We start from the raw sequence: 17748 nt of genomic DNA on the forward strand, positions 1-17748 counted from the left end.
AAATAAAAAACCGCCACCGAGTTACTCCTATGCTTACGGCATAGGTCATTCAATATCGGCTCTTCATCCGCAATTATTTAAGAGGAAATATGTAGTTTAAAGAGGTTAGCCGGGATCAAATGGCTGTGATGTATTTAAATTTCCTGTTGACCACGCTTACATTAAGGATGTAATATAAACTTAATTCACAGACTACAACACATTATAGACTGGAATTTAAAAGATTCACTTATTTTTTTCGCTTTTTAGGTTTATAATATAAACTTAATTAAGGAACAATCGATTGAAAGTAGTGTGATGACCTCATGAATGTAAACTTACCCAGCACGATACGCAAAATGAACAAAGATATTGTTCTCAACATCGTTAAAGACCTGGGACCTCTGTCACGGTCTGAGATCGCCAAGCATTCCGGGATCACGAAGGCGACCATTTCCGATATTGTCAAAGAACTGATTGAGGAAAAGCTGATTTTTGATGAGAAGGACGACGCCGATTTAAGCAAGCGCGGCACCAACCTTCATTTCTCTAGGCATGCCTCCTTTGGACTTGCTGTAGATTTAGGCGGCACAACGATTCATATGGGCCTGTTCGATTTAGCAGGGGAATGCTTCATGAAGCATACAGTATCAACCTATGATCTTGAGACGAGCCAGGCTTTCCTGGAACAGATGGTGGTCGATATGAAAGCCTTTATCCGGCAAGCGAATCAGCCTATGGAGCGACTTTCGTTTATAAGTATTGCTACTCCGGGCATCGTTGACCCTGTAACGGGAATCGTGCTGGAAGGCTCCCCCAACCTTCCGGAATGGAGAAATATTCACCTGGCGCAGTATTTTCAAGAGGTATTCCACATCCCTGTCACGATCGAGAATGATGTGCGGGCCGCATTGGTTGGCGAGATGTATGCAGGGGTGTTCCAGCATGTTAACTCTGCGGTGCTGATCGGCATTGGCACGGGGCTGGGAGCTGCGGTGCTCATTGATGGAAAAGTCATTCGCGGCGCCAAAAATGCAGCCGGTGAGATTGGTTACATGGTTTTCAATTCTAATCAATTATACGCCCCGTCAACGAAGGGCCACTTCGAAATGGCATGTTCCGGATCAGGTCTGGAAGCTGCCGCGTCGGCGCTATTCCATCAACAAATGTCGGCCAAACAAGTATTCGAATTAGCCAAGCAAGGAGATATTCAAGCGGGGCGCTTGGTTAATCAATTCGAGGATCATCTGGCATTGGGTATCCTAAACATCATTACACTCGTAAATCCGGAGAAGATTTTGTTAATGGGAGGCGTAACCCAATCGCTATCGCTGGAGGACCTGAAGAAGAAGGTGAGTCTCCATACTTCGGAGGTCACTAGCGTAGCCATCGAAATCTCAAGCTTGCAGCATCAATCGGCCCTGCAAGGCATAGCCATTCTAGGACTGAATCAAACCTTTCCATCGTTGCAATTCATGAAGCACAAACAACTTTACTAGCCAAGGAGCGTGAAGCAACATGTCAGGTATTCAATTGCACCCGCACGATATTCTCGATGAAGGTATGCCGCAAATCATGTCGTACATCAGAAAGCTGCAGGATATCAAGTACGTCTTCCCTGAAGTGAATACGATCTTTGAAAGAAATCCCTATCCGGTCGGCAAGCTCCCTCGCAACCCTGTTCATGAGGTCGTCTACGGGACAGGCACGATGCATGCGATCCTTCCTTCCTACAAGGCATCCAGTCTGGATCAGCGCAGAGAGCCTGGATTAAGCGCGGAGCGCGATCCGCTCATGATCATCAAGGAAGCGATGCAGGATGAGGAGATTGAAGTTATCCCCTGGTTGAATATTTTGAACGGCCACTTTGAAGGTCCGCTGCTGGAGAACAATCTTGTCACCGATTTTCAAGGACAAGCTATCGCTCATTGGCTATGTCCCAACGCGCCGGATGTGATCGATTTTTGGGAGAAAACATTCGTTCACTTATATGAGCGCTACGGTTTTGCTTCCTATATGATTGATCGGATTCGTTACCCTGATTGGGCCGGGCAAGAAGTAAATCCAAAAGGATTGCTGACCTGCTTCTGCCCCCACTGCCAGAAGAAAATGGCTGATCAAAACCTGGACGCCGAGGCTATCAAACATGCGCTGCAAGATTGGGTTATCCTGTTAAAAGACAAGCGCTTCGACGAGGCTGTTTCGTATGCGCAGCAGAATCCGACGCTGCAAGCCTGGATCGCTTTTCGTCAGGAAAGCGTATCGGGTTTTGTGGAACGGTTAATTGATCGCGTCAGAAAAGTAAATCCCGACTTTACAATATGGCTTGATCTATGGCCGCCTGCTTACAGTTGGATGCTGGGACAAGATTACTCCAGCTTGACCAAGCTTTCGCCTGCCTTGAAGCACTTCCCGTATCACAAGCTGGGCGGGGGCGCTGACGTGCAGGGGCTGATCCATCACTTGGCGGCGACCGAGCAGGAGCAGGAAGCAGCGTTTCAAGCTTTCAAAAGATTATTCAACCTGCCTTACGACTTATCCTACGCTGCCTTCAAGCAAGAAGGGTTTCCCATTCAATTCGTAGCGGATCAGAATAATATCGTTCGCGCCCAATCTGCTCCGGGGACACGCATTTTCAGCGGGATTCAAATGTGGAATTTAACTCCACACAACCTGATCCAGGCCATTCAAGCCGGAGAGAGCAGCGCTGCGGACGATCTCCTGTACTACTGCTATGGCTGGGCAACAGATGACTTATTTGAAGCCATACAAACTTACCGAGTGAAAGGAAGCTATTAACATCATGGAAAAACTACAACGCTCGATCGTGTATTTCCTCATCTTTGCGACGATGTTCGTGCTTGGCGGGGTTCAAAATACGAAAGGTCTTATTCTGGAAAAGGTGCAGAACGATATTTCGTTGGATGTGAGCCAGGTTGGCATCATGGTATCCATTTTCCAAATTGGTTTCTTGCTGGCTAGTTTGATCGCAGGGATTTTTGCCGACCGCAAAGGAATCAAGATTGTTATGAGCATCGGTACGGTAATGATGATCGGCGGTCTCATCGGAACAAGCGCTGCTTTTACCGCGGCATTTTTCCTGGGATTCTATTTGATTGTCGGACTCGGTATCGGTTCGATGACGGTATCGGTTGCCACTTTGATCCCCACTTTCTTCAAAGAGCGGGCAGGAGTCGTATTTAATCTGGCGAATGCGCTGTTTGGAGTCGGAATGATCGTAACGCCGCTTTTGTTAAACTTTATCTTCTCTCATAACGTGAGCTGGCGCTTCTTTTATATCGGCACTGCGGTTGTAATCGCGGTCATATTGCTCGCCCTGCTTACCTTTAAACCGGCAAAGCAAGCCGCCTCGCAAGGGCAAGACAATGTGACGGTCAGCTCTATTTTGAAGCTTTTTCAAGACCGCCAAATCCTGTTTGTGATTCTGTTCATTCTCTTCTATGTCGCCGTTGAGGCAGGTTTCCTTAACTTTTTCCCGATCTTCTATACTGCTCTGGATATTGCAGGTATGGATGCAGCGCAAAAAGCGGCTACAGCGGGTTACATTATTGCCAGCTTTGCGTTCTTGTTCACGATCGGCCGTTTTGTAGGCGGATTTATCATCTACAAGCTTGGCGAAAGACGCACCCTCGTCGTATTCTCGCTGTTCGCGCTCGTTTCGTTAATTGTCGGACGCATCTTCATGACTGATTTTAGCTATCTCATGATGCTATTCGGTCTTGCCTTATCTGTGCTTTTCCCGACGGCGCAAGGGATTGCCTCCAAGCTGACCCGGCAGGCGGGATCTTTGCAGGGCTTAATCTATGTAGCCTCAGGATTAGGCGGCGCTGTCATCGGTATCCTTATCGGACAAGTATCCCAAATCTTCGGGATTTCGAACGGATTTAATTTGCTGATTGTGCTTGCCTTGGTCATCGTAGTGTTGGCCTTGCTGATTCGCACCCCGAAGCAAAGCGTTGGTTGATCGCACTATGATTGAAGAGAAGGCTCCCAAGCATGGGAGCCTTCTTCCCTGCCCACTGGAAATCGGCTTTCTGCAAATTGAAAAAAGAGGCTGTCCCAAAAGTAGAACGGTTTGCTTAAGGAAACAGCTCCTTGATTTGAAAAATCATACGAAAAACCAAAAAATAGCGGTGCGGGAGGTTACCCCTGCATCGCTATTTCTGTCTTTCGGTCGATTGCCGCTTTCTTGAGCAAGTTATGGGCGAGTGAAAGCCACGCGATTTCAGGCTCACTTTGGGTAAGCCTCGAAGCAGAAAACGTCTGAATCCTCGATTGTTTTTTAGTTGTCCGAATACACTCTCTGGTTCAATCATTCTTCGAACCGACAGCGCATATCCTTCCTCACTCCTGAGTTTCTCTCGTGCTAGTTGCTTGTAACGCAGTTATTTCAAGCTCACGCTAATTCCCCGATTTCCTTGTGCTTTCGTGCAACTTGGTTTCAGCAGACACCCTTCGCAACTTTTTTTGTGTTACAAATTGAAGAAGGGGTGTCCTTCAGTCATCTACCTGATGACTTTTGGAAAACCTCCTTCTTTTTGTTTAGGAAATTATGCCGTTTTAGAAGTTATGGATCCATTCGTCGAAAGGAGAGCACTAAGCAGCAAAAACCTGCTTAAAGTTGGGTAAAGCGGATCCAGAAGTTAGGTAAGCTATTCTTTGAAATTCGTAAGGGAACTACGAGACGCTATTTACCCCTCCATGTGCCATTTTTAAACGGTAAAGGAACAGAGAGCCCTTATTTGCCCTAAATGAATCGGAATACGGGTCGGATGGTGCCAATAAGGCATCCTCATTCCGTTAGACGTTATCAACCTATCAAAAATCGAAGCATAGAGTTTCTCAGTTCCGTTAGGAGGCAGGATAAGGATCGAACACTTGTGACTTTTAATCACCGGCAGGGTGAGTTTGTTTTTTCGTAAGGACAGACAGGCGCAGCCTTTAGGTTAATCAATGATTGATATCATAAAGAGGTAATTCGAAAAGTAGGCTTTTGATCGCGAAGCGGTCAACCCGACTTTTTGAACACACGCATAAAGGGTTCTGGGACAGGGCCTTGCTGTTTAGCTTAACCATCCGCTTTATGTTTATCACAAGAACTCCTCTAACCAATCATTCTTGTCTTCATTAGCCATCGAAGTCTCAAAGTCCGCTCAAGCAACAAAAAAAGAGCCATCCCCTGCAGACTCCGCTATAAGCGATGCCAGAGAATGAACCTCCAGCTTTGCTTATAGCGGAGCCTGTCCTTGCAGGGACAGCCCTCTATGTATATCTCCTACGCTTTTGCAAGCTTAACGATTGCGCCCAGCGCTGTAACGATCTCACGCTCAACGGCGTTTGCGACAACGTCGGTATGCGGATCGTAATCAGCAGCCAGATCGGAATCGGCATAGCCGTCCAGCGCGAGAATCGCGCCTGCTCTTGCGCCGCGAAGCGTTGCTACGATGTACAGCGCTGCGATCTCCATCTCCACCGCGAGCGCGCCAGCCGCTTTGAATTGCTTGTGCGGCACCTCGACTACACCGTTGAAGAATACGTCAAGCGTAACCGTAATTCCCTTCTTGACGATCCCTTCGCTTTCCTTCGCCGTCTCGAACAAGGCATCGACGATTGCGCTGTCTGCAACAGCCGGGAAGCCGTCCGGCACTAGCTGCTTGGTCAGGCCTTCGGCCCGTACAGCCGCCGTGCTGACAATGAGGCTGCCGGCTGGATGATCAGCGGAATAGGAGCCGGCTGTACCTACGCGGATCAGCGTCGTGACGCCGCCGCGAATCAGCTCCTCGAAGCATACCGCCGCGCCTGCGGAACCTACGCCATGGCTGACGACAGCCAGCTTAACGCCATTGTATTCTCCCACGAAGGTGCGATATTCGCGAGCAAAAGCCAGCTCGGCCGCATTCGTCAGCTTAGTCGAGATCGCTTCCGCGCGTCTAGGATCGCCGCATACAATGGCATATGGCGGCAAGTCTTCCGAGTTTACTTGCAGAATAGGCAAATACATACTAATCAAACTCCTTCTTCAGCCATTCATCTTCCGGCATGCTGTTATCGTCGCTGCTGAATCGTTGTTCCTGGAACGGATCAGCATAGTTATGGAAGCCGTTGCGTTCCCAGAAGCCCGGACGGTCTTCCTTCATGAACTCAATGCCTCGAATCCACTTCGCGCTCTTCCAGAAATAAAGATGAGGCACAATCAGACGCATCGGCCAGCCGTGCTTATCGGTAAGCGGCTCTCCGTCATAACGGTGTGCCAGGATGACATCTTCCTTAAGCAAATCTTCCAGCGGCACGTTCGTGTCGTAATCCTGATCTGCATGGATCATGACATGCTTCGCTTCCCCTTTGACCCCAAGCAGTGGCATAAGGTCTGCAAAACGAATGCCCTCCCACTCCGTATCCAGCTTCGACCAGCGCGTCACACAGTGAATATCGCGCTTAATCTTATGCTGCGGCAGCTCCAACAGCTGCTGGAAAGTAAACACTCGTTCTTGGTCAACCTCGCCGAACACGCGGAGCGTCCATGTATCCAGATCATATACCGGCACTTCTCCTTCGTGGAGAATCGGGAACCGTTCCGTTACCGTCTGGCCCGGAGGCACGCGATGCGCAATTTCTTGCGGTACTTCGAATACTTTGGGAGACACTTTCTTCAGTCGTGCGGCCTTGTTGTGCATATCAGTCATCACTCCTCCAAAGATGTTCAAAGGTCAGGCGAATCAATCACTTGCCGTCATCGGCAAGTTCTCCTTAGTTGAGGCTTGATTGTTCTATCTAGCACAAGCGAAAGAAACCCATGGTTGTGGAGATACGAAGTGTTCGCCTTTGCAGCTGGAAGTTTACCTTAACATGGATCATTAGACTCTTCCGGCTGGAAAAGCGATCGGAGCAACAATGGGTTCCCGCAGCGCCCTCGCTAGTTCAACAAATGCCTCTCCACTCTGTAGCGCTGCGAATTAACGCGAGCTCTCATTCGCTTTCCGCGCTTCTTGCATATAGCTCTTATCCTTGAAGAAGAACATCGCAATAATCGTCACGACATAAGGCACCATCATCGTAAAATGCGTCGGAAGCGCAAAGCCCTGCAGCCTGATGCTGAGCGACTCCATAAAGCCGAACAACAAGCTCGCTCCGGCTACGCCAAGCGGATTGGACTGGCCGAGCATTGTTGCAACCAGCGCGATGAAGCCGCGTCCGGCGGTCATGCCTTCCGTGAACATCGTCACGTTGCCCAGAGACAGCTGTGCCCCCGCAAGTCCGCACAGCACGCCGCACAGAAGCACTGCGCCATATTGAATGCGGGACACCTTGATGCCAAGGCTTCTTGCCGCTGTCGGGTTCTCGCCCGCTGCCAGCAGCCGGAAGCCGGTTACCGTCTTGAACAAGAAATACTGCAAACCGAGGACAATCAGAATCGACAGATAGACGAGCGCCGAATGTCCCGATAGAATATCGCCGAGATACGGAATGTCTTTGATGACCGGAATTTCCCACTTCGGCAGGCCCTTCATGCTTTTGTCATAAAAAGCGCCCTTCACATCAAAGATCGCGCGCAGGGAGAAGGTCGTCAGACCGAGGGCCAGGAAGTTGAGCGATATCCCCACGATAATGACATTCGCCTTCAGATGGATGCTCATATATCCGAACAACAGAGAATACAGCAGTGTGCACATCATGGCGAATAGTACTGCAACTATAATATTGCCCGTTAAGTAATTGCCTACAATAGCTGTGAATGCGCCGACCAGCATCATCCCTTCGAGGCCGACATTAAACAGTCCCACTCTGGCACAGATCGCGCCGCCAAGCGCGGCCAGCAAAATTGGAGTTACGGTCCGCAAAGCCGAAGCGAACAACGAAATATCAAAGAGCCCGTCCATTCTTCGCCCCCGCTTTCTTCCGTTTGATGAATGAATACGTTAACTTGGCCGATACGAACAGAATGAGCACCGCCTGAATAATGCTGGATACTTCAAGCGGAACATCCGTATTCCGCTCCATCCCCATGCCGCCTGTCTGCAAAGCAGCGATGAGGATGGCAGCCACCGCAGTGCCGATCGGATGCGATCCGGCAAGCAGCGTAGCCATAATGCCCGACCATGCGTATCCCGGTGAAGTCAACGCTCCGTCGATGAACCGGTACTGCGTCCCGAGCACCTCGATCGAGCCTGCAAGTCCGGCCAGACCGCCGCTGACGAACATGCTTGCAAGCATCAGCTTGCCCCGCTGAATGCCGCCGTAGCTTGCGAACAGCGGATTGCCGCCCAGCATTCGAATCTCGTAGCCTTTCACCGTATGCTTCATGAACAAGAACATCAATACGGTCACGACTGCAGCAATCAGAAAGCCCGTATGCAAGGTCATGCCCTGGAACAGCTTGGGCAGCCAAGCCTCCCTGCCAAGCATGACAGTCTGGGACATCGCAGCCGAGCCTGTCTTGTCCTTGAACGGATAAGTGACCATATAAGCTGCAAAATAAGTCGCAATATAGTTAAGCAGAAGCGTTGTAATGAGCAAATTCATACGGAATTTGGCATCCAGCCATCCGGCGAATGCCGACCAGAGGCCGCCCGCGATCACCCCGGCGAATATAGCCGCGATCATCTTCACCACGCCAGGACCCGGCATATAGATTGCCGTGAGCGCTGCGCTTAATGCGCCAAGCACCATCTGGCCTTCCGAACCCATATTGAAAAATCCCGCGCGGAAGGCGAGCGCTACGCCAAGGCCGATCAGGATGATCGGGGTTGCCCGGGTAAGCGTGTTCGTCAGGAAGTAAAAGCTGCCAAAGGCGCCCCTCCACATCTCCGCATACGTCTCTGTTATCGAACCGCCGACAATGACGATTGCAATCGCGCCGACCGCAAGACCTACGATGACCGCAAGCAGCGGCTGGACGAGCGAGCGCAAAGCTGTCGTAACCTTATCCAACGTTTTTACCTCCCGCCATCAGCAAGCTGATTCTTTCCTCTGTCGCCGTCTCTGCCATCAGCTCACCGACAATCCTGCCCTCGAACATCACGAGTATACGATCCGACAGCTTCATCACTTCGGTAAGCTCCGAAGAAACGAGCAGAATCGCGCCTTTATCACTTCGTCTTTGAAGCAGTTCTTTATGAATAATTTCCATTGCGCCGACATCGACGCCGCGAGTCGGTTCCGCCGCAATGAGAAATGGCGTTCCCTGCGCTAGCTCACGTGCGACGATCAGCTTCTGCAGATTGCCGCCGGAGAGGTACTGCGCCTTCGTATTCAGCGATCCCGTCTTGATTCCGAATCGTTCGACCCACTCTGATACCATCTCCCGAATGGAAGAGCCGCGCAGCAGACCAAACCTCTGATGGCGCTCTGTATGCCCCATCAAGCCGTTCTCCAGCACATCGGCTTCCTTGGACACGCCCCATTGGTACCGGTCCTCGGGGATATGGGCAAGCCCGCCGCGGCGGATGTCGCCGACCGGAGCGCCGGTCACATTCTGTCCAAGCAGCTTGACCGAACCTGTATCGGGCTTCAGCAGGCCGGATATCGCCTGCAGCAGCTCCGACTGACCATTGCCTGATATGCCTGCAATGCCTACGATCTCGCCTTCATTCACTTGCAGCGACACGTCGCTGAGCAGCGGCTTGGCACGGTCTCCGCGAACCGTCAGCGAATGAACCTCGAGCACCGGCTTCCCCGACTGCTTCTTCTCGCGGGTAAGCGTGACCAAATCTCTGCCCACCATGAGCTTCGACAATTGCTCTTCATCCGTTTCGGAAGCTTGAACGGTACCCGTCAGCTTGCCGTCGCGCAGCACCGTAATCCGGTCCGCCACTTCAATAATCTCCTGAAGCTTATGGCTGATAATAATGAAGCTTTTCCCTTGGGCCGCAAGGCTCTTGATCGCGACGAGCAGCTCCTTGACTTCCAGCGGAGTGAGCACGCCGGTAGGCTCGTCCAATATAATAATTTCCGCCCCTTGATATAGCACCTTCAGGATCTCGACACGCTGCTGTACGCCGAGCGAGCATTCGCCGACCTTCGCCCATGGATTCACCGGCATCCCGTATCGCTTGGCAAGCTCGTTCGTCACCTCGGCAGCCGCCTTGCGGTCAAAGCCTAACGGGGTGGACGGCTCTCTGCCAATCACAATATTCTCGGCAACGGTAAAAGAGGAAAACAACATAAAATGCTGATGCACCATGCCAATGCCGTGTTTGATAGCGTCCGTAGGCGAATGGAAAGAAACCGGCTTTCCGTCCAGGCGGATGCCGCCGCTTGTCGGTGTCTCCATGCCGTACAGAATCCTCATCAGCGTTGTTTTGCCTGCGCCGTTCTCGCCGATGATGGCGTGAATCTCCCCTCTGCGAAGATCAAAGCTTACATCGCTGTTCGCCGTGACGTTGCCGTATGTCTTCGTAATATTGTCCATTTGCAGCAGCATATCGTCGCTCCTTTCAACACGCAAACCGGCTGCGGGTAGCAGCCGGTATCATAGGATATTCAACTTTGGGTATTATTGAGCCAGTGGATTAACAACTTCAATTTTACCCGATTTGATGTCTTCCGCAATAGCTTTTACTTTATCTACCGTTTCTTGGCCAATGAACGGGCTCAGCGGAGATTTGCTATCTCTCGTTACGAATGTCAGGCCTACGCCGTCTTCCTTCACTCCGTAGTCTGCGGAGCCGAACTCGAATGTTCCTGTTGCGAAAGCTTTTACCGTCTCGTAAGCTACAGCGTCTGTCCCTTTCAATTGGGACATAACGATATGCTCCGGATCCAGTTCCGTGCGGTCAACGTCCTGGCCGGAGGAATAGAAGCCAAGCTCCTTCGCTGCTTCGAATACGCCAAGGTCGCCTACAGCGGCCATGCCTGCGATGAAGTCAGCGCCTTTGGAATGTTGAAGGATGGCTAGCTCTTTGCCTTTAGCGGAGTCGTCGAAGCCGCCAACGTAGTTAACCAGGAATTGAGCGTCCGGGTTCGTATAAGCCAAGCCTTGCTTGAAGCCTTCCGTGTATTTGCTCAGAAGCGGAGCGTCAATGGCGACAACTGCGCCGACCTTGTTTGTTTTTGTGGACAGGCCAGCTGTTGCGCCCAGCAGGAACGCTGCTTCATGCTCGCGGAATACAACGCTGCGAACGTTAGGCAAATCCACGACTGTATCGATGATCGCGAACGACTTGTCCGGATTTTCTGGGGCTACTTTATTAAGAGCATCTTCCGCTTGGAAAGTTGCTGTAATGATCAGATCGTAGTTTTCAGCGACAGTCGTGCGCAGGTTTTGCTCGAAGCCTGCTGGGTCTGTCGATTCGATTGTTTTCACTTCTACACCGAACTCTTCGCCTGCGCGCTTGAAGCCTTCATCCATCAATGCGAAGAACGGGTTTACGCCGATTTGCTCGGGCAGTACCAAAGCGATGCGCTGTTTTTTGCCTTTATCCGCATCTCCGCCGTTTGCCGGTGCATTGCCTTCGCTGCCTTTATTATTGTTTGTAGAACCGCATGCTGCGAGGACGCCAATCGCAAGAACCAGTGTCAGCAGCAATACCAGATGTTTCTTCATGCCGATCTCCCCTTTTTTGTCCGTAAAGTGTACTAATTCCTATTTATCCTAGTAGTTTTATAGGAATTTGTCAATCCTATTTATTCGACATTTTTCTACTTTATTCTACATTAATAAAGCGCAGAAGCAATGTCGCCCGGACAAACGTTCAAAAAGTTGTAACATTGATTCCGTTTTCATTCTTCGCTTTCCATATTGTGCTTCATCTTAGAGAACAATTCGAGCGCCTTCTCCATGTCATCCGTCGCCATGCCGCGGAACAGCTTGATCATCACTTTCTCCCTTACCTTGAGCATCGCTTGGACCATGGCTTCGCCGTTCTTAGTCAGCATAAGCATTACCGCGCGCCGGTCTTCCTCGCTGCGTTCTCTGGATACATAACCCAGCTCAATCAGCCTGTCGGCAATGCCGGTTACGCCGCCGCTCGTTATTTGCAGCCCTTCTGCCAGCGCTGAGGCCTTTTGCGGACCTGATTCTGCTAGAATAATGAGCATCCGTCCATGCGTCATGCCTAGCGCATGCTCGTTCTCCCTGTTCCACTCCGCTTGAATCAGCTTTCTGACCTCGCGGAACGACTCGTCAAGCGATTTCATCAATGCCATTCTTTCTTCCATGGAAGTCATCTGGGCCGTGTCACTCTCCTCTGGACTTTAGTCCCGATTTCTTGAACACAGTATAGACTTGACTCGGTGTAACGTCAATGTTCGGGCGCATAATGAAGCCAGCCGGATCCCTATGGTCCGGCTGGCTTCTTCTCTTGACCCGGGCCCTTTAGCCCGTAATCGGGTATGGTACGACGACGAGTCGCGTTCCTTCCGGGAAGTCCGCTTCCACTTGAACCTCCCTCAGCATTTCGGCAATGCCGCACATGACCTGATCCTTCCGAAGCGCGGTTCGCGCCAGTCCGGCAACTTCCTCTTCACTCATGCCTGCGCTTATTCCCTCCATCATGCGGGAAGTGATCAGCGCCACGCTTTCCAGGTAATTCAGCTTTACGCCTCGCTTCAATCGCCGTCTAGCCAGATCGGCCGCTATCTTGTTAAGCAGCAGTTCCTTTTCCCGTTCGGTCAAAGCCACATCCACTCTCCCCTTCCGGAATGTACTCGCTCTGCGATCAGGCACACAAGGCCAAAAAAGAAAACGCATTCTTATATGTTATATAATATAACATATTTTATTCCGGTTAAAGAGCTTTCTTCTGAATATCGCTTTAAATAGTGACATTTTTATAACATTCATGCTTTCAACTCTATCAAAAACCTAACGCCGTGCGGAGTCCAGACTTTCCTTTCACTTGAAATCCGTAATCATACAGCTTTATTGTCTCCTGAAACCGGGATTCGATGTTGTCCGCTCCCATCACAACCGAGATCAGCCTCGTATGGTCGCGCTTGACGGTTCCCGTAAAGCAATAGCCTGCGCTCGGCGTGTAGCCCGTCTTCAGACCATCATTGCCGGGATAGGCGAATTGCTTGTCTGTCAGCATCAAATTCGTCGAAGACAGCGTCTGCCGCTGAGTCGACACATTGACGCTGCTGCGGCTCGTTACGGCGAGCACCTCCGGGTATTTGCCGATCAGATGACCTGCGATAATAGCTGTATCCTTCGCGGTCAGCAGCGTATCCCTCGCATGGGCGGAGCCTGCATACGGCGCAATGTCTGATTTGCTGAGACCGGAAGCATTGCCGAATACCGCACCGTCCGACAGCCCGATAGCAGCCGCCTTCTCGTTCATTCTTGCCACGAAGGCCTCCTCGGAGCCGGCCAAATGCTCGGCAAGCGCCACTGCGGCATCATTCGCCGAATGAATCGTCATCGCGTCGAACAGCTCTCTTACCGTCACCTCTTGCCCTTCGATAAGCCCCATTCTTGCGCCCGGCACAGCTTCTGCGTATCCGCTTGCCCTTGTCATGTCGCTCCAGCGCGCCTCTCCCTTGGCCACCGCGTCTAGCACGAGAATTTCCGTCATCATCTTCGACATGCTTGCCGGAGGCAGGGGCTGATTCGCGTTTTTCTCGAAAATAATCTCGCCAGTCGTCGCATCAATTAATATCGCGGATGCAGAGGAAAGCTGGAGCACGTCTCTTTTCATATAGCCGTCCTTCAGCCATCCCGCACCTATATATACAAGCGCGACCACCGCCGCTGCTACTGTCAACCGAATGCCATATCTTGGTTTTGCCTTCACCGTAACATACATAAAAAAATCCCCTCTCGCTCAAGCTGTCTCTACTCCCAGTATAGGCAGCCAAGCTTAAGGAGACTGTAAGTGTTTCATAAATAATTCTTAAGACGTTCTTAGATTTCATTATTTTTGTTCCAGTCAGTGCAGCGGCAAGATAACCCTGAAGACCGTGCGCTCCGTATTGCTGTCCGCGTCGATCGTCCCGCCATGCTTATCTACGATGCTTTTGCAGATCGCAAGTCCAAGGCCTGAGCCTCCGATCCATCTTGTTCTCGACTTGTCGGCACGATAGAATCTTTCAAAGATATGCGGCAGGTCAATCGCAGAGATCGGCTCGCCATAATTCACAATCGCGACGGAAACCTTGTTTTCAATTAAGGTAATCCACACATCGATCCGCTTGCCCTCTCGTCCGTACGACATGGCATTCGAGATCAGATTCTCGAATACGCGCGCCAGCTTGCCCGCATCCGCATTGACGGTGATTTGCTTCTCCTCGCAGTGCAGCTGGCTAGCCATGCCCGCTTCCTCCAGCGGCAAATGATACTGCACTAGCAATTGCCCCAGCATCTCAACCAGGTTAATCGGCTCTTTCTTGAGCGCAATCGTGTCGTGCCTCATCCTCGTATACTCGAACAGATCATCAATCAGCTCATGGAGATGCTGCGACTTCTCGTAAGCGATCGCGATATAATGGCGCAGCTCCACCTCATCCCGGTACCTGTCCTGCTCGATCAGTCCCAAGTATCCGACCACCGAAGTAAGCGGCGTGCGCAGATCATGCGATACATTGGTAATTAGCTCGTTCTTGGCCTGCTCGGCCCGTCGCTCTTCCTCCAAGGCATATTGCAGCCGTTCGGACAGCCGGTTGACGTTGCGGGCTAGCGAGCCGAATATATTCCCCTGGCGGACCACGATCTGGTGGTTGATCTCCAGCTGCCCATCGGCGATTTGGCGCACAGTATCGTTGATTTTGCCAAAGGCATTAAAGAGCATCCACTGCAAGATGTAGAAGCAGCCGCAGAATAACAGCAGCCATATGAACCACAGCCCCAGCCCGTAAGGCATGTCTTGGACAAACAGCCGGCCCAAATCGCGCAGAAACCAGAAGGCGCGGAATTGGCTGGATAAGAACAGCGCCACGACATACAGCAGCGCTACTCCAATCAAGGACAGGACGCCGGCAAAAATAAGGTTCAGGAACGAACGGAATACAAGCCGAAAGACGACGTTATCCTTCAATTTTGTAGCCAACCCCCCAGACGGTCACGATCATCTTCTCGCCCAGCTCCTTCTCCAGCTTGTCCCTGAGCTTGCTGATGTGCACCATCACCGTATTGTTTGATTCAAAATATTTTTCCTTCCATACCTGCTGGAATATATCCTCGGCGCTGAATACGCGTCCCGGCTGGCTGGCCAGCAAATGCAGGATGCCGAACTCCGTCGAAGTCAGATGCAGCGGCCTGCCGTCCACATTGGCGGAATGGCTCAGCTTGTCGATGCGAAGCGCGCCCAGCCTCAGTTCCTTGCTTTCGCTGTCGCGGCCGCCAGAGGCGCTATCCGTAGGCTTGCTGTATTGATAGGAGCGCCGCAATAGCGAGCGTACGCGGGCAATCAGCTCAAGCGGATTGAAAGGCTTCGTGATATAGTCGTCCGCTCCAGTCATCAGACCCATAATTTTATCCATGTCGCCAGTCTTCGCGCTGACCATCAGAATCGGCACATGATGTTCCTTGCGGATTCGGCGGCATACCTCCAGCCCGTCCAGCTTCGGCATCATAATATCTAGAATGACGAGATCGGCAGCCTCCCGCTCGAACGCTTCAATGGCTTGTTCGCCGTCGAATGCCACCTCAGTCTGGAATCCTTCGTTTCTCAAGTATATTTCAATCAGTTCGGCGATCTCACGCTCATCGTCCACGATCAATACGCGACGCTCCACAATCGTTCAGCTCCTTCATTTTATTGTCTCTACTATACATGAACCAAAGTCGAAACGTAATCGGGAAACCCGTATTTTCACAAAGCTTAAGTCATTCTTAAGGTTTCGTTAAAGAAGCCGGCGGATATTGACAGTGCTTCCCTTTATATAGCCAACGGTTGTCCGTTATGATAAAATTATGAGTATTCATTATTTTAGGTCATAAGCGCCGGGGCGCATGCAGCGCTCTGGCTATTTTTAAGGAGGTTCTACTTTAATGGCGGCCAAAAGAATGCGTTCTGACATGATCAAAAAAGGCTTCGACCGCGCGCCACACCGCAGCTTGCTGCGCGCTGCGGGCGTGAAGGACGAGGACTTCGGCAAACCGTTCATCGCGGTATGCAACTCTTATATCGACATCGTACCAGGCCACGTTCACCTACAGGAATTCGGCAAGCTGGTCAAAGAAGCAATTCGCGAGGCGGGCGGCGTTCCGTTCGAGTTCAATACCATCGGCGTGGACGACGGCATTGCCATGGGCCATATCGGCATGCGTTATTCCCTTGCCAGCCGCGAGATTATTGCGGACTCCGTAGAGACGGTCGTGAACGCGCACTGGTTCGACGGCATGATCTGTATCCCGAACTGCGACAAGATCACACCGGGCATGATTCTGGGCGCGCTACGCGTCAACATCCCGACGATGCTTGTCAGCGGCGGACCGATGAAAGCGGGCAGAACTTCCGACGGTCGTCCGATCTCCCTCTCCAGCGTATTCGAGGGCGTAGGCGCGCACCAAGCAGGCAAGATCAGCGACGATCAGCTGCTTGAGCTTGAGCAATACGGCTGTCCGACTTGCGGTTCCTGCTCCGGCATGTTCACGGCGAACTCCATGAACTGTCTTGCAGAAGCGCTTGGCCTTGCTCTTCCGGGCAATGGCACGATTCTGGCAGTTGCGCCAGAGCGTAAGGAATTCGTCAAAGAATCCGCTCGCCAGCTGATGAAGCTGATCGAGATGAACCTGAAGCCTCGCGATATCGTTACGAAAGAAGCGATCGACAACGCGTTTGCTGTCGACATGGCGATGGGCGGTTCCACGAACACCGTTCTTCATACACTTGCCATCGCTCACGAAGCAGGCATTGAATATCCAATCGAGCGCATCAACGAAGTTGCTGAGCGCGTGCCGCATCTGGCGAAGATCGCTCCTGCTTCCGATTACCATATCGAAGATGTTCACAATGCGGGCGGAGTAAGCGCCGTATTGAACGAGCTCTTCAAGAAAGAAGGCGCGCTTCACGGCGATACAATGACCGTTACGGGCAAGACGCTGCGCGAGAATGCTGAAGGCTGCGAAGTGAAGGATAACGACGTTATCCGCTCCATCGATAACCCGCATACCGAGCGCGGCGGACTGGCTGTTCTGTTCGGCAACCTGGCACCGAATGGCGCCATCATCAAGACAGGTGCAGTCGACAAGTCGGTCGGCGGCTACCACAAGGGTCCTGCCATCTGCTTCGATTCGCAGGATGATGCGCTCGCTGGCATCGCCGGCGGCAAGATCAAGGAAGGCCATGTCGTCATTATCCGCTACGAAGGACCGAAAGGCGGCCCAGGAATGCCTGAGATGCTTGCTCCGACTTCCCAGATCGTCGGCATGGGTCTTGGCGCCAAAGTCGCTCTCATCACGGATGGACGCTTCTCCGGCGCTTCCCGCGGCATCAGTATCGGCCATGCTTCTCCGGAAGCGGCAGAAGGCGGACCGATCGCATTCGTACGCGACGGCGATATCGTGGAGATCGACATGAACAACCGCACAATGAACCTGCTCATCAGCGACGAGGAGTTCGAGCAGCGCCGCGCTGAATGGCCGGGCTTCGAGCTGAAGATCAAGCGCGGCTACCTTGCGCGTTATGCTCACCTTGTAACATCCGCCAGCACTGGCGGCGTTATGAAGATGTAGGATTTGCTAGACAACACGGGACAGCCCCAGGCTGTCCCTTTTTTATTTTCAGCTATTACCCATGCTCCCTGGCCTGAGCGCCTGCAGGCTCAGCACCAAAAAAGCTGCCCGGCCCGCCAAGCGGACCGAACAGCTTT

At 51.8% G+C, this 17748-nt stretch carries 15 protein-coding genes and 1 pseudogene; 4 read left to right on the forward strand and 12 right to left on the reverse strand.

Going from position 1 to position 17748, the window contains the following annotated elements; genetic code table 11:
* Positions 1-305: 305 nt before the first annotated feature.
* From D3P09_RS05010 to D3P09_RS05020, 3 genes are read left to right on the forward strand one after another with little or no spacing between them, the layout of a single operon-like run.
* A complete protein-coding gene (locus D3P09_RS05010) occupies positions 306-1478 on the forward strand; it encodes an ROK family transcriptional regulator (protein ID WP_120107719.1) in 1173 nt (390 codons plus the stop codon).
* A gap of 19 nt (positions 1479-1497) precedes the next feature.
* The gene (locus D3P09_RS05015) at positions 1498-2778 is read left to right on the forward strand and encodes a glycoside hydrolase family protein (protein WP_120107721.1); all 1281 of its coding nucleotides are present in this window, start codon (positions 1498-1500) and stop codon (positions 2776-2778) included.
* Positions 2779-2782: 4 nt separating this feature from the next.
* A complete protein-coding gene (locus D3P09_RS05020) occupies positions 2783-3964 on the forward strand; it encodes an MFS transporter (protein ID WP_120107723.1) in 1182 nt (393 codons plus the stop codon).
* 179 nt (positions 3965-4143) lie between these two features.
* Here D3P09_RS05020 and D3P09_RS28030 read toward each other — a convergent pair.
* The 12 genes and pseudogenes from D3P09_RS28030 to D3P09_RS05080 all read right to left on the reverse strand — a co-directional run.
* A pseudogene (locus D3P09_RS28030) lies at positions 4144-4463 on the reverse strand (transposase); the annotation flags it as partial.
* An 812-nt stretch (positions 4464-5275) separates the two neighbouring features.
* Complete coding sequence (locus D3P09_RS05030; RefSeq protein WP_120107725.1) at positions 5276-6001, reverse strand: nucleoside phosphorylase; 726 nt, start codon at positions 5999-6001, stop codon at positions 5276-5278.
* A 1-nt stretch (position 6002) separates the two neighbouring features.
* The gene (locus tag D3P09_RS05035) at positions 6003-6674 is read right to left on the reverse strand and encodes a sulfite oxidase-like oxidoreductase (protein WP_120107727.1); all 672 of its coding nucleotides are present in this window, start codon (positions 6672-6674) and stop codon (positions 6003-6005) included.
* A gap of 279 nt (positions 6675-6953) precedes the next feature.
* A complete protein-coding gene (locus D3P09_RS05040) occupies positions 6954-7877 on the reverse strand; it encodes an ABC transporter permease (RefSeq protein ID WP_120107729.1) in 924 nt (307 codons plus the stop codon).
* Positions 7861-8928: an ABC transporter permease gene (locus D3P09_RS05045; RefSeq protein WP_120107731.1), complete on the reverse strand. Its 1068-nt coding sequence runs from the start codon at positions 8926-8928 to the stop codon at positions 7861-7863. The genes D3P09_RS05040 and D3P09_RS05045 overlap by 17 nt, the downstream gene beginning before the upstream one ends.
* Complete coding sequence (locus D3P09_RS05050; protein ID WP_120107732.1) at positions 8921-10420, reverse strand: ABC transporter ATP-binding protein; 1500 nt, start codon at positions 10418-10420, stop codon at positions 8921-8923. Before D3P09_RS05050 ends, D3P09_RS05045 begins: the two co-directional genes overlap by 8 nt.
* Positions 10421-10492: 72 nt before the next feature.
* Positions 10493-11542, reverse strand: a complete 1050-nt coding sequence (locus tag D3P09_RS05055; protein WP_120107734.1) for a BMP family lipoprotein — start codon at positions 11540-11542, stop codon at positions 10493-10495.
* 176 nt (positions 11543-11718) lie between these two features.
* Positions 11719-12165: a MarR family winged helix-turn-helix transcriptional regulator gene (locus tag D3P09_RS05060; RefSeq protein WP_120107735.1), complete on the reverse strand. Its 447-nt coding sequence runs from the start codon at positions 12163-12165 to the stop codon at positions 11719-11721.
* Positions 12166-12313: 148 nt separating this feature from the next.
* Positions 12314-12619: an urease subunit gamma gene (gene ureA / locus D3P09_RS05065; RefSeq protein ID WP_120107737.1), complete on the reverse strand. Its 306-nt coding sequence runs from the start codon at positions 12617-12619 to the stop codon at positions 12314-12316.
* A 175-nt stretch (positions 12620-12794) separates the two neighbouring features.
* Positions 12795-13742, reverse strand: coding sequence for a D-alanyl-D-alanine carboxypeptidase family protein (locus tag D3P09_RS05070; protein ID WP_120107738.1), 948 nt, complete (start codon positions 13740-13742; stop codon positions 12795-12797).
* Positions 13743-13865: 123 nt separating this feature from the next.
* Positions 13866-14981, reverse strand: a complete 1116-nt coding sequence (locus D3P09_RS05075; RefSeq protein ID WP_243643905.1) for a sensor histidine kinase — start codon at positions 14979-14981, stop codon at positions 13866-13868.
* Positions 14959-15669: a response regulator transcription factor gene (locus D3P09_RS05080; RefSeq protein ID WP_120107740.1), complete on the reverse strand. Its 711-nt coding sequence runs from the start codon at positions 15667-15669 to the stop codon at positions 14959-14961. The genes D3P09_RS05075 and D3P09_RS05080 overlap by 23 nt, the downstream gene beginning before the upstream one ends.
* A 256-nt stretch (positions 15670-15925) precedes the next feature.
* Here D3P09_RS05080 and ilvD point away from each other — a divergent pair, with 256 nt between their 5' ends.
* Positions 15926-17611, forward strand: coding sequence for a dihydroxy-acid dehydratase (gene ilvD, locus D3P09_RS05085; protein WP_120107741.1), 1686 nt, complete (start codon positions 15926-15928; stop codon positions 17609-17611).
* Positions 17612-17748 lie beyond the last annotated feature (137 nt).

It is taken from the genome of Paenibacillus pinisoli (assembly GCF_003605435.1).
Lineage (GTDB): Bacteria > Bacillota > Bacilli > Paenibacillales > Paenibacillaceae > Pristimantibacillus > Pristimantibacillus pinisoli.

Bases quoted from the DNA above. Each gene is read 5' to 3' on its own strand.
- D3P09_RS05050 (WP_120107732.1), bottom strand. From the start codon at position 10,420: ATGCTGCTGCAAATGGACAATATTACGAAGACATACGGCAACGTCACG.
- ilvD (WP_120107741.1), top strand. From the start codon at position 15,926: ATGGCGGCCAAAAGAATGCGTTCTGACATGATCAAAAAAGGCTTCGAC.
- D3P09_RS05015 (WP_120107721.1), top strand. From the start codon at position 1,498: ATGTCAGGTATTCAATTGCACCCGCACGATATTCTCGATGAAGGTATG.
- D3P09_RS05030 (WP_120107725.1), bottom strand. From the start codon at position 6,001: ATGTATTTGCCTATTCTGCAAGTAAACTCGGAAGACTTGCCGCCATAT.
- D3P09_RS05055 (WP_120107734.1), bottom strand. From the start codon at position 11,542: ATGAAGAAACATCTGGTATTGCTGCTGACACTGGTTCTTGCGATTGGC.
- D3P09_RS05010 (WP_120107719.1), top strand. From the start codon at position 306: ATGAATGTAAACTTACCCAGCACGATACGCAAAATGAACAAAGATATT.
- D3P09_RS05035 (WP_120107727.1), bottom strand. From the start codon at position 6,674: ATGCACAACAAGGCCGCACGACTGAAGAAAGTGTCTCCCAAAGTATTC.
- D3P09_RS05070 (WP_120107738.1), bottom strand. From the start codon at position 13,742: ATGTATGTTACGGTGAAGGCAAAACCAAGATATGGCATTCGGTTGACA.
- D3P09_RS05040 (WP_120107729.1), bottom strand. From the start codon at position 7,877: ATGGACGGGCTCTTTGATATTTCGTTGTTCGCTTCGGCTTTGCGGACC.
- D3P09_RS05060 (WP_120107735.1), bottom strand. From the start codon at position 12,165: ATGACTTCCATGGAAGAAAGAATGGCATTGATGAAATCGCTTGACGAG.
- D3P09_RS05020 (WP_120107723.1), top strand. From the start codon at position 2,783: ATGGAAAAACTACAACGCTCGATCGTGTATTTCCTCATCTTTGCGACG.